The following is a 12,607-nucleotide window of genomic DNA, read 5'->3' on the forward strand; positions in this document are numbered from 1 at the left end:
TATTCATTCATGACATAAGCATGATCCCATTAGCCTGGTTTGGGGCTTATTGGTTGCGATTTAACTTGGAATCGATCCCGGATGAATATTGGTATCATGCCCTGTTGTTTTTACCTTTAATTATCGGCATACAAACGTGTACTTTCTGGTTGTTCGGACTTTATCGAGGAATGTGGCGTTTTTCGTCGATGCCCGATCTGATTAGGATTGCCAAGGCGGTTTGCTTCGGAGCTGTTTTGATCGCGCCGACTTTGTTTTTGTGTAATCGCTTGGAGGGAGTGCCGCGATCGGTTATACCCTTGTTCGTTTTTCTTCTTTTATTATTTCTTTGTATACCCCGATTTATCTATCGCTATTGGAAAGAGCGCGCTTTAGTTGGCCGCACCGGTAAGCGGGCGTTGATTGTGGGCGCAGGCGCCGCCGGAGAAATGCTGGTCAGGGACTTGTTGAGCAACCGGCATGCCGATTATGTTCCTGTCGTTTTTGCCGACGATGCCAAAGACAAGTTTCGGCGGGAAATTCGCGGGATTCGCGTGGCGGGACGAGTGGAGCAAATACCTGAATTAGTGAAACAATGGGATATTGAAGCGATCTTGATCGCCATCCCTTCGGCTAATGACACACAGATGCGCACAATCGTCGAAATTTGTGAGAGGTGTTCGGTTCCTTTTCAGACCTTGCCGTCAGTCAGGGAATTGTTGAGCGGTAGAGTGACGATAGAAAGCTTGCGGAACGTCTCGATCGAAGATATTTTGGGGCGTGATCCGGTCAAGCTCGATTGGCAACCTATCAGGCAGAATCTGCAAGGCAAGGTGATTATGGTGACCGGCGGCGGAGGTTCGATCGGTTCAGAGCTTTGCAAGCAATTAGCTCGGATTCGCCCTGCTAAGCTGGTGATTTTCGATCATTGCGAATTTAAACTGTACAAAATCGACGCGGTATTAAACAGGATGTTTCCCGAGTTAGATTTCGAACCGGTTTTGGGAAATGTTAGCATTCAACCGCTGGTGCAAAACGTAATCGAAAAACATCGGCCGGACGTGATTTTTCATGCTGCCGCCTATAAACATGTTCCTTTGCTGGAAAATCAGGCCAGGGAAGCGGTTTACAACAACTTGCTCGGTACCAAGGTGGTGGCTGAAACTGCGATTAAGGCGGGTGTTCAGCGTTTCGTATTAATTTCCACCGATAAGGCGGTCAATCCGACTAATGTGATGGGGACGACCAAAAGAGCGGCGGAGATTCTGTGTCAGAATCTTGATCAGGAGAATTCGACAAGATTTACCACGGTGCGCTTCGGAAATGTTTTGGATTCCGCGGGCAGCGTCGTTCCCTTGTTTCGCGAGCAAATCAAGGCAGGCGGCCCGATTACCGTGACTCATCCCGATATTACCCGTTATTTCATGACCATTCCGGAAGCCTGTCAGTTGATCATGCAGGCGGAAAGTGTGGGCCAAGGCGGGGAGATCTTCGTGCTGGATATGGGCAAGCCGATTAAGATCGCTTATTTGGCGGAACAGATGATAAGGCTGAGCGGTAAAAGACCGGGTGTGGATATTGAAATTAAGTATGTCGGTTTGCGCCCGGGCGAAAAATTATACGAAGAACTTTTTCATGATCAGGAACAGCTGCTTGATACCGCTTTCGAAAAAATTCATCTAGCCAAGGCCAGACGATACGATAAAACGCTTTGGTGCTCACAAATCGAAAAGTTATCGGAGGCATGCATGCAAAACGACAATCAACAAGTCCTGGCCATTCTAAAAAAACTGGTGCCGGAATTTCAGCAAGAGCATTGATGCAGGAAGAATATCCCGGTGCGATTCGGATACCTGGCGCATTCCATCGGCCCGAGGACGGGCCTCCTGCGAGTGAATTCGTAACTTAACATATAATCTTGCGATTAACGGGCAGAAAATCGTTGCTGCAGATAAATCATCGACTCTCCCTTTAGAGAGAAAACTTCTGCATCTTCGGTGACTGCTCCTGCATTTTCAACATTCCCACCATCCCCTGGTGGTCAGAGCAAAAATCTGTCATCCCTGTAGGCAAAGCTTCCGCGTCCTGCTTAATTACAGGGATGTGAAGTATGCCGGTTTTGCAGGTAGAAAATTGCTCCTGCATTTTCGACATTCCCGCCATCCTTGGCGGTCAGAGCAAAAACCGGTCACGCTCCTTGCCTACATTCCCTGTAGGCAAAAAAAAGCCTCCCATGCGTTGCGCATGGGAGGCAGAGATGCAAGCGGAGTGTTATGAGGAGGTTCCACTTGTTAATTTCAACACCAAGGAGGTAGTTACAATCGTTGAAACTAGCTGTTAATTCGGGTTCTTGCGGCCATATTGCTGAAAATAGCGGCGCTCCCGAATGAAATGGTCGAAAAAATAAACAGGCCGGAAATAAAGCTCCAGATACCTGAGATAAACATTAAACCGAGAACAATATCTTTGTTTATGTCTTTCATTTATTTACTGCGATCAACCTTTTGTCTGTGAAAAAGAAGCAACAGTTTGTTGCGAAGTTGCTGCATATAATACAGCCTAAATAAAAGTTTACAATAGGGTTGTCGATAAATTGATTGTATTTATTTGAGAAACAATTAAAATGTCAATAGTTTTTGTGTTAGGCAGCTTAATGAGGACAGATCGGTGGATAAATTAACCAGTATGAATGTATTTGTACGAGTCGCGAAAGCCGGAAGTTTTGCCGGCGCGGCGCGGGACCTGGGAATTTCTCGAGCGATGGCGACCAAGCACATCATGCAATTGGAAAGCGAACTGAATACCCGCTTGTTTAACCGCACGACACGCAATATTAGTCTTACCGAAGTCGGGCAATCCTACTTGGAACGTTGCCAGCAAGTTTTATTGGATGTCGAGGAAATGGAGGCCGCCGTCACTCATCTGCAACGCGAACCCCGGGGAGTATTGAAGATCAGCGCGCCGCCGGTGATCGGCGCGACCCAAATCGCACCGGCGCTGACCGAATATTTGAAAGGTTACCCGGAGTTGTCGGTTGAAATGATGTTGAAAGGCGGTCAAGTCGATTTGATCGACGAAGGCGTGGATATCGCCATCTATTTGGGACCGATCAGCGACACCAGTCTGGTGGCAAGAAAATTGGCCAGTTCGTCATTAGTGGTCTGCGCATCGCCGGATTACCTTAAAGAGCACGGAACGCCGCAAGATCCGGAAGACCTGGAGGATCACAGCTGCCTGATTAACTGGGCGATACCACCGCGCAACAAATGGCGTTTCAAAGGCATTCTGGGAGAAAGAGAGATTACCGTGACCGGGAGGATGCAAGCCAACATGGGCGACCCTATTCGTATGGCGGCCGTCAACGGGTTGGGCTTGGTCATGCTGCCCAAATATATCGTTGGCAGGGATATCGAAAAGGGAAAATTGGTACCGATCATGGAAGATTACGCCATCGCTCCGTTGGATATCCATGCCGTCTATCCGCATCGTAAATACTTATCCGCTAAGGTTCGCTCTTTCGTCGATTTCATTCAGGAATGGTTGCCCCGGCAAACCGGCATGACGCCATGAGTGTAGACCGAGAAAAATGGGACAGTCATTATCGCCACAGCGATATCCAACCGCCGGCCGCGGCAGTGCTGAGCGAACACAGTTTTCTGCTGCCCAAGCAGGGAATCGCCTTGGATTTGGCTTGCGGTTTGGGCGCCAATGCCCTGCTGTTGGCGGAGCAAGGGCTGCGGGTTCAGGCGTGGGATATCTCTCCGGTTGCTGTGCAACAATTGCAGCGGGAAAGCGAACGGAAAGGCTTGTCTATCGCCACGAAGGCCTTCGATATAGGGCCCCATACATTGCCGGAAAACGTCTTCGATGTGATTGTCGTCTCGCGCTTTCTTGACCGGACGCTGTGTGATGCGATAATAGCCAGTTTGAAAATCGGCGGATTGTTGTTTTACCAGACTTTCACCGTCGACAAGCTAACCCCTCAAGGCCCTAGTAATCCCCGGTTCCTCCTGCAAAGAAACGAATTGCTGAAGTTATTCGCACCTTTGGCAGTGGTTTATTACCGTGAATATGCGCGTGTAGGCGATTTGGCGAGCGGTGCAAGAAATGAAGCGGGATATGTAGGGCAAAAACAAATTAGGAATTAGTATTAAATAGCTTCCGCATCTCTGGTCCCCATGCTCCTGGGTGGGGACCCATCTGCGTCGCTCCGCGGCGTGGGGCGCGAAGCGTCCCTGGATGCGTTTTCACGCTAGAGCATGGAAACGATGACGATAGAAGAAATCGGGAAGTTAACCCAGCTTTGTCATTCAGTGACAAGGCTGGGTTAATAGTTACCAACTCCTAAGAGGCTAATTATGATAGAAAACCTGAATCCAAAACAATGCTGGCAGTTAATGCAGGATAACTCTTCCGCCGTCATGGTGGATGTCAGAACCGCGATCGAGCATTCCTTCGTCGGACATCCGCCCGGCGCGGTGCATATACCCTGGAAGGAGTTTCCCGGGATGCATTTGAACGAGTCCTTCATCGAGCAAGTCGAGCAAAGCGTGCCGGATAAGGCGACGCCGGTTTTGTTGCTCTGCCGGAGCGGACAGCGTTCGGTCGATGCCGCCAAAGCCCTGGAAGCGGAAGGTTACCGGCATTTGGTGAACATCGTCGAGGGATTCGAAGGGCCGTTGGACGAGAACAAACATCGCGGCAATCTGGGCGGCTGGCGTTTCCATGGCTTGCCGTGGGAACAGAGTTGATTGTCCGAGCGGCTAAATTCAGCACATTTAACTTTTATTTTGAAATCAAGTGATAGAAAAACTCAGAAACATTGCAATCATTGCGCACGTTGACCATGGCAAGACCACGCTGGTCGATCAATTATTGAAACAATCGGGAACCTTCGATTCGCACGAAAAGGTGGATGAGAGGGTGATGGACTCCAATGACCTGGAAAAAGAAAGGGGAATCACGATCCTGGCGAAAAATACCGCGATCGATTGGAATGGCTATCACATCAATATCGTCGATACGCCGGGCCACGCCGATTTCGGCGGCGAAGTGGAACGAGTGCTTTCGATGGTCGATTCGGTGCTGCTTTTGGTCGATGCCGTCGATGGCCCGATGCCGCAAACACGCTTCGTAACGCAGAAGGCGTTCGCCCTGGGCTTGAAACCGATCGTCGTGATCAACAAAATCGACCGGCCCGGAGCACGGCCTGACTGGGTCATCGATCAGACTTTCGATTTGTTCGACCGTCTCGGCGCCACCGACGAACAGTTGGATTTCCCGATTGTTTACGCCTCGGCCCTGAACGGTTATGCCAGTTTGTCCGACGACGCCACCGGCGGCGACATGGTGCCGTTGTTCGAGACCATCGTCGAAAAAGTCAGTCCTCCCGATGTCGACCTGGACGGGCCGTTCCAGATGCAGGTCATCAGCCTGGATTACAACTCCTATGTCGGCGTAATCGGCATCGGCAGGATCAAGCGCGGCGTGGTTAAAACCAATATGCCGTTGACGATCGTCGATCGCGAGGGGGAGAAACGTAACGGCCGCATGCTGCAGATTTTCGGTTTCCATGGCCTGGAGCGGGTCGAAGTGCCCGAAGCCCGTGCCGGCGACATCATCGCCTTTACCGGCATCGACAAATTGCAGATTTCCGATACGCTGTGTCATCCCGAGGCGGTGGAGGCGCTGCCGCCCCTGTCGGTGGACGAGCCTACCGTGAGCATGACTTTTCAGGTCAATACGTCGCCGTTCGCCGGCCGGGAAGGCAAGTTCGTCACTTCCCGTCAGATCCGCGATCGTCTGCATAAGGAATTGCAGCATAACGTCGCCTTGCGGGTCGAAGACACCGATGATCCCGATAAATTCAAGGTGTCCGGTCGCGGCGAGCTGCATTTGTCGATTCTGATCGAAAACATGCGCCGCAAGGGTTTCGAACTTGGCGTTTCCCGGCCGGAAGTGATCATCAGGGAAATCGACGGCGAAAAATGCGAGCCGTTCGAATTGGTCACGATCGAGGTCGAAGAGCAGCACCAGGGTGCGATCATGGAAAAGATCGGCGAACGTAAAGGCGATTTATTGAATATGGTGCCTGATGGCAAGGGGCGGCTGCGTTTGGAATACATGATGCCGTCGCGCGGTTTGATCGGTTTTCAAACCGAATTCATGACCGCGACATCCGGCTCCGGCCTGCTCTACCATGTGTTCGACCATTATGGGCCGATGAAAGCCGGCATGGTCGGATCACGGCAACGGGGTGTGTTGGTATCGATGGTCAACGGCAAGGCCCTGGCCTATGCGCTGTTCAATCTGCAGGAGCGTGGCGAATTGTTTATCGAGCACGCCGATGAGGTGTATGAGGGCATGTTGATCGGAATACATTCCCGTTCCAACGATCTGGTGGTCAATCCGACCAAAGCCAAGCAACTGACGAACATTCGCGCGGCCGGTTCCGACGAAAACCTGATTTTGACCAGGATCCAGAAAATGACATTGGAGCAGGCGCTGGAATTCATCGACGATGACGAATTGGTCGAGGTGACGCCGGAATCGATCCGCTTGCGAAAAAAACTGCTGACCGAAAACGAGCGCAAAAGGGCTTCCAGGGCGGCTGTCTAATCAACCTATTCAAACATAAAAAAGCCCCTGGAATTTCCCATTCCAGGGGCCTTGAATATCGCCTTGTTCGCTTGGTCGGCATGATTTTTCCATCCTTGGCAACTTCCTGTTGATAAATCCTAAAAATCCTTCTCCCGTATCGGCGATGGTGTAATTGTGGCAAATTCCGGCGAAAATGTAAGCCGGATTTCGCTGAAAATTATGTCAGCAATAAAGGGCATTAAGCCAGCACTTAAACCGTATAGAACGAGATAACCGGAGGAAAAGTCATAAATTTCGGGATCGAAGTCGAGCGGTCACTCCTGACTCAGGATGAATTCCCATTGTTGCTGGGTTACCGGCATGATCGACAACCGATTGCCGCGCCTAACCAGGGCCAATTCGGCCAATTCCTCTTTTTCCTTCAGTTCTTGCAGGGAGATCGTGCGCGAGAGCTTTCTGACGAATTTGACATCCACCATGAACCAACGGGGATTGTCCGGATGGCTTTTCGGGTCGAAGTGCTTGTCATCCTCGTCGAAGGCGGTGAAATCGGGATACCCTTCCCTGACCACTTCCATAATGCCGACGATGCCGGGAACCTCGCAATTGGAGTGGTAAAAGAAAACCTGGTCGCCGATTTTCATATCGTCTCGCATCATGTTGCGGGCTTGATAGTTACGCACGCCATCCCAAGGTTCGGTTTGTCCGGGGCGTTCGAACAAGTCGTCGATGCTGAATTCGCTTGGCTCGGATTTCATTAGCCAGTAGTTCATTATTTCTCCTCTGCGGTATTATTCGGTAAAACTGCGGCCCATGACGATAATCATTCCAGGCCCAGTTTTTTCAGGCGATAGCGCAACGAACGGAAGGTCATGCCCAGCTGTTTGGCGGCCGCGGTCTTATTCCAGCGGTTTTCTTCCAGGGCGGTAGTGAGGGCTTGCTTTTCGATGTCTTCCAGGTATTCTTCCAGCGATTGTTTGTCGGGGTTGAATTCTTCCGCCGAGAGCAGCTCGCCGCCGCTGGGCAGGTTCAGGTCTTCCAGTTCGATGATATTGCCGTCGTACAGGGCCAGCGCTCGTTCCAGAATGTTTTCCAGTTCGCGTACATTACCGGGAAAGGCATAGTGTTTCAAGGCATTCAGGGCTTCCGCAGAAAGATGTGGGAGTTCCAGATTGTTGGCGTTGGCCAGCTTGGCCAGCAGGAATTCGGTGATTTGCGGAATGTCCTCCGCACGGGTCCTCAACGGCGGTAGATTGAGTTCGATGACGTTGAGGCGGTAATACAAATCCTGGCGGAAACTGCCTTCCTGGACCATCTGGGCCAGATCCTTATGGGTGGCGCTGAGGATTCTGACGTTGACCGATATTTCGTTCTGCTCGCCGACGGGGCGGATTTTCTTTTCTTGAATGGCGCGCAGCAGCTTGACTTGCAACGACAAAGGCAGGTCGGCGACTTCGTCGAGAAATAGCGTACCGCCGTCGGCCGCCTGGAACAAACCTTTTTTATCGGTTACCGCGCCGGTAAAACTGCCTTTCTTATGACCGAAGAACTCGCTTTCCATCAGTTCATGCGGGATGGCGCCGCAGTTGACGGCAATGAAGGGGTGCTCGCTTTTCGGGCTTTGCCGGTGGATAAGGCGGGCGACCAATTCCTTGCCGGAACCCGACTCGCCGCTGATATAAACCGGCGCCTGACTACGCGCGACCTTCTCGATTTTCGAGCGAATCCGACGCATCGGTTCCGATTCGCCCAGCAATATATGGCGGGTTCTGCGGTCCTTTTTTTGCCGGTTGGAGTGAGAGATTTGCAGGGCGTTATTGACCAGTTGCCGCAGCGTGGCCAGATCGACCGGCTTGGATAAAAAATCGAAGGCGCCTTTTTTCATCGCCTTGACGGCGGTATCCATGCTGCCGTGCGCGGTGATTACGGCACACGGAAGGCGCATGCCGGACGACTGGATGAACTCGACCAAATCAAGGCCGTCGCCGTCGGGTAAGCGCATATCGGTCAAGCACAGGTCGAACTGGTGTTTCTTCAACAATGCCTTGGCGCTGCCGATATCCTTCGCGCAGATGGCCTTGATGTCCATTCTGCTAAGCGTGATTTCCAATAATTCTCTGATATCGGGTTCGTCATCGACGACCAGTGCGACAGGGGTATTCATATCTCAATAACTGCGTGATCTGCATTAGGTAAGCAAAGCGTGAATCGACTTTTGTTATCTATATAAGCATAGCTCAGTTTGGCCTGGTTGAGTTCGGCCAGTTCGCGGGAAATATACAGCCCGAGACCGGTGCCGTTGCTGGAGGTGGTGAAAAAAGGCTCGAACAGATGTTGGCGGATATCGGGTGCGATGCCGGGGCCGTGGTCGACGACGTCGAGGCAAGGTTTGTCCTTGTCCAATTTCACTTCGATGGTAATGGTTTCGTCTTCCCGGCAACCGTATTTCACCGCATTGGAACACAGATTATAAAGAATTTGTTTCAAATGGCCGCTATCCATCAGGGCATGTAACGAGCGGTTGATAAACACCACGTTGAAACGGTCGGGGCGATAACCTTGTTCCGCTATCAGATTGTCGATGAAATCGGGCAGCCACCGGTCCAATGCAATTTTTTCTTTTTTCGAGGCATTGCGCCGGGATAATTTAAGAATGTCTTCGATGATGCTATTGACGCGGCGGCTGTGGTTTTGAATGATTTGGGTCAGGCGTTTGTCTTCCTCGGTCAATTGCGGGGCTTCCGATAATAATTGGCCGGCATGGCTGATGGCGCCGAGCGGATTGCGGATCTCGTGGGCGATGCTGGCGGTGAGCCGGCCCAGCGAGGCCAGTTTGTTTTGTTGCAGGCGTTGATTGTACAGGTCGATATCCTCGAACAGGATCATATTGAGTTTTTCCTCGTGCAGGTTCAGCGAGGAAAAGCGGGTTTGGATTTCATTGCCGTTATCGAGTTGGATGATGGCAAAATCCTGAGTCGGGTCGGCCTGCCACAAGCTTAAGGCCTGGGATAATTGGTCGGATATCTCATCTAAACGGAGGGGGGCGTCAGGCAGGCCGAGCAGCCTGCGTACCGCTTCGTTGGAAAGTTGGATTCGTTGCTGTTGGTCGCTGATGATGATGCCGCTCTGCAGGTGTTGGATGATATAACGGTTCAGTTCTTCCAGCCTGGATATAGTCAACTGGCGTTCGCTGGCCAGGCGTTCGGATTGTTCCGTGCGCTTCGCCATCACGTGGGACAGAAAGGCGATGGTAAAAAACGAGGCGCCGAGCATGCCGGAATAGGTAAAGGCGCCGCTGCGCAGGGTATGGGTCTGCATGACATATATTTGTTCGGCCAATACCGCCAGGCTGGCCAGTGCGGCAAACAGCATGGCGCAACGGCCGCCGATCAGCAAGCCGCCGGCCGCGATCGAGATGGCAAGTAAAATGCCGAAACCGCTGTCGACTCCGCCGCAGGCATGCATCAGCAGAGTAATGAAGATGATGTCGGTGAAGATGAAAATCTGGGCTTGGCTGATATAACTGCTCAAACGCCAGAAAATGAACGGTGCCGACACCAGGGTGATTAACAAATAAAATAGCGCGGAGATGACATAGAGTTGCTGGTCTTGGGTGCCGAGCACGGAGGGACCGAACGGACTGAAATAAAGAATGACGAATAAATTGGAGACGATAAAGCGGTAAACGAAAAATATTTTCAATAGTAGCCAGGCTTGTTGAGCTGGTATACCGTAATTTTTCGAAAACGGACAAGGGTAAATGGTGTTGGGTTGGTCCGGCGCCATAAAGAATCTTGTGTTATCAACGCTTAACTAGAATAATAGCTGGCAATCATAGCACTTTTACCATCGCTTCAATATTGGTGAGATTTAGGCATGCCAGGCGGGACAAGAACCTGTTCGTGAATTCGAGGGTATTGGGGCTGAATGGTTTAATCGGTGTTTGCTTGAGTGCGGAAAACGTATCGAACTGGAGTAGTTAATGAATATTCATGAATATCAGGCCAAACAATTGTTCCGGGAATTCGGCATACCGGTTCCGAACGGCGGGCATGCCACGTCGGCGCTGCAGGCCGAACAGGTTGCCACCGACTTGGCCGGTGACGGTTGGGTGGTGAAGGCGCAAATCCATGCGGGGGCCAGGGGGAAAGCCGGCGGCGTGCGCTTTGCCAACAATGCCGCCGAAGTCAGGCAGCATGCCGACCAAATGCTCGGAACCCGCCTGGCGACCATACAGACGACCGCGGAAGGGTTGCCGGTGGAAAGCGTCATGATCGAACAAACCAACCCGATCAAACGGGAGTTTTACCTGAGCCTATTGGTTGATCGAGCCACGGAGCGGGTGATGTTCGTGGCCTCGGCCGCGGGCGGCATGGATATCGAAACGGTGGCCAGGGAAACGCCGGAACAAATTATCAGCAGCCGGGTGCATCCGGCCGCAAACCTGCAACCTTTTCAATGCCGGCAGGTCGCCAAGGCCCTCGGCTTGCAGGGCGACCAGGCGAAAAACGTCGGCAAGATTATGCAAGGCATGTATCAATTGTTTCTGGCCAAGGACGCTAGTCAAATCGAAATCAATCCGCTGGTGGAAACCGAGGCCGGTGAAATACTGGCCCTGGACGCCAAAATCAATTTCGACGACAACGCGGTGGCGGCCCATCCCGAAATTCTGGCGCTGAGGGACGAAGGCCAGGAAGACGCCAAGGAGTGCAAGGCCAAACAGTTCGATCTCAATTACGTCACGCTCGAGGGCAATATCGGCTGTATGGTGAACGGCGCCGGGCTGGCGATGGCGACGATGGATTTGGTTAAATTCAAGGGCGGCGCGCCGGCCAATTTTCTCGATGTAGGCGGCGGCACCAATGCCGAGAAGGTGGCGGAAGCCTTCAAGTTGATTTTGTCCGACGCCAACGTTAAGGCGGTGCTGGTCAATATCTTCGGCGGTATCGTGCAGTGCGACGTGATTGCCCAGGGCATTCTGGCGGCGGTCAAAGAAATCGACCTGACTGTGCCGGTTGTGGTCCGCCTGGAAGGCACCAATGCCGAGCAGGGCCTGGCATTGTTGAATAAGTCTGGACTGGGGTTGGTGACGGCGGAGGATTTGAATCACGCGGCGGAACAGGTCGTGGCATTGGCGGGAGGCAAGGCATGAGCATATTAGTCAACAAACAAACCAAATTGATCTGCCAAGGGTTTACAGGTAAGCAAGGCACATTCCATTCCCAACAAACGTTGGATTACGGCACGCAATTGGTCGGCGGCGTAACGCCCGGTCGCGGCGGACAAACTCACCTCGGCGTGCCGGTGTTCGACACCGTGCAGGAAGCGGTCAAGGCAACCGGCGCCAATGCCACGGTCATCTATGTGCCGCCGTTTTTCGCCGCGGATGCCATCCTGGAAGCGGTGGATGCCGGCATTGAGTTGATCGTCTGTATCACCGAGGGCATTCCGGTATTGCACATGCTGCGGGTGAAAGCGGCGATGTCCGGGACCGGTTCGCTGTTGGTCGGGCCGAACTGCCCCGGCGTGATCACGCCGGGCGAATGCAAGATCGGCATCATGCCGGGGCATATTCATATGCCGGGCAAGATCGGCATCGTTTCCCGTTCCGGCACCCTGACTTATGAAGCGGTGCATCAAACCACCACGCAAGGTCTGGGACAAAGCACCTGCGTCGGTATCGGCGGCGATCCGATTCACGGCATGAATTTTATCGACGTGCTGAGCCGCTTTCAGGAAGACGAGCAAACGCACGGCATCATCATGGTCGGCGAGATCGGCGGCAGCGAGGAAGAGGAAGCGGCCGACTTCATCAAGGCCAATGTCACCAAACCGGTGGTATCCTATATTACCGGCCGCACCGCGCCGCCCGGCAAGCGCATGGGCCATGCCGGCGCCATCGTCACCGGCGGCAAGGGCACCGCGGAAGGCAAGGTGGCGGCATTGCAAGCCGCCGGTGTCGAGGTGGTCGATTCGCCGGCCGATCTGGGCCAGGCGATGATGGATTATTTATAAATTTGTAGGCGAA

Annotated in this window: 11 protein-coding genes; 7 read left to right on the top strand and 4 right to left on the bottom strand. The window is 52.6% G+C overall.

The window, feature by feature from the left end; all coding sequences use genetic code 11:
* Window positions 1-20: 20 nt before the first annotated feature.
* A complete protein-coding gene (locus EP25_RS0113840; protein WP_084191043.1) occupies window positions 21-1,799 on the top strand; it encodes a polysaccharide biosynthesis protein in 1,779 nt (592 codons plus the stop codon).
* A gap of 151 nt (window positions 1,800-1,950) precedes the next feature.
* On the opposite strand, the gene EP25_RS0113845 is transcribed toward EP25_RS0113840, so the two are convergent.
* Complete coding sequence (locus tag EP25_RS0113845; protein ID WP_152555649.1) at window positions 1,951-2,133, bottom strand: hypothetical protein; 183 nt, start codon at window positions 2,131-2,133, stop codon at window positions 1,951-1,953.
* Between the two features lie 513 nt (window positions 2,134-2,646).
* Here EP25_RS0113845 and EP25_RS0113855 point away from each other — a divergent pair.
* The 4 genes from EP25_RS0113855 to typA all read left to right on the top strand — a co-directional run bounded on the left by EP25_RS0113855 (window position 2,647) and on the right by typA (window position 6,597).
* Window positions 2,647-3,549 (top strand): LysR family transcriptional regulator, encoded by a 903-nt coding sequence (locus EP25_RS0113855; protein ID WP_031434446.1) that lies wholly within the window; start codon window positions 2,647-2,649, stop codon window positions 3,547-3,549.
* The gene (locus EP25_RS0113860) at window positions 3,546-4,127 is read left to right on the top strand and encodes a methyltransferase domain-containing protein (RefSeq protein ID WP_031434447.1); all 582 of its coding nucleotides are present in this window, start codon (window positions 3,546-3,548) and stop codon (window positions 4,125-4,127) included. The genes EP25_RS0113855 and EP25_RS0113860 overlap by 4 nt, the downstream gene beginning before the upstream one ends.
* Before the next feature lie 210 nt (window positions 4,128-4,337).
* The gene (locus EP25_RS0113865) at window positions 4,338-4,730 is read left to right on the top strand and encodes a rhodanese-like domain-containing protein (protein WP_031434448.1); all 393 of its coding nucleotides are present in this window, start codon (window positions 4,338-4,340) and stop codon (window positions 4,728-4,730) included.
* A gap of 49 nt (window positions 4,731-4,779) precedes the next feature.
* On the top strand, window positions 4,780-6,597 hold the full coding sequence (typA, locus tag EP25_RS0113870) for a translational GTPase TypA (protein WP_031434449.1): 1,818 nt from the start codon (window positions 4,780-4,782) through the stop codon (window positions 6,595-6,597).
* Between the two features lie 296 nt (window positions 6,598-6,893).
* Here typA and EP25_RS0113875 read toward each other — a convergent pair whose 3' ends face one another.
* Genes EP25_RS0113875 through EP25_RS0113885 form a run of 3 tightly spaced genes read right to left on the bottom strand, consistent with a single transcriptional unit; the run spans window position 6,894 to window position 10,365 of the window.
* Window positions 6,894-7,352: an EVE domain-containing protein gene (locus tag EP25_RS0113875; RefSeq protein WP_031434450.1), complete on the bottom strand. Its 459-nt coding sequence runs from the start codon at window positions 7,350-7,352 to the stop codon at window positions 6,894-6,896.
* 50 nt (window positions 7,353-7,402) lie between these two features.
* Entirely contained in the window at window positions 7,403-8,743 is a 1,341-nt protein-coding gene (locus EP25_RS0113880; protein WP_031434451.1) for a sigma-54-dependent transcriptional regulator, read from the bottom strand.
* A complete protein-coding gene (locus tag EP25_RS0113885) occupies window positions 8,740-10,365 on the bottom strand; it encodes a sensor histidine kinase (RefSeq protein ID WP_031434452.1) in 1,626 nt (541 codons plus the stop codon). The genes EP25_RS0113880 and EP25_RS0113885 overlap by 4 nt, the downstream gene beginning before the upstream one ends.
* Before the next feature lie 196 nt (window positions 10,366-10,561).
* On the opposite strand from EP25_RS0113885, the gene sucC reads away from it, so the two are divergent.
* Together sucC and sucD are read left to right on the top strand one after the other, a co-directional pair.
* Window positions 10,562-11,731, top strand: a complete 1,170-nt coding sequence (gene sucC / locus EP25_RS0113890; RefSeq protein WP_031434453.1) for an ADP-forming succinate--CoA ligase subunit beta — start codon at window positions 10,562-10,564, stop codon at window positions 11,729-11,731.
* On the top strand, window positions 11,728-12,594 hold the full coding sequence (sucD, locus tag EP25_RS0113895) for a succinate--CoA ligase subunit alpha (protein ID WP_031434454.1): 867 nt from the start codon (window positions 11,728-11,730) through the stop codon (window positions 12,592-12,594). Before sucC ends, sucD begins: the two co-directional genes overlap by 4 nt.
* Window positions 12,595-12,607: the final 13 nt, after the last annotated feature.

It is taken from the genome of Methylomarinum vadi (assembly GCF_000733935.1).
Lineage (GTDB): Bacteria > Pseudomonadota > Gammaproteobacteria > Methylococcales > Methylomonadaceae > Methylomarinum > Methylomarinum vadi.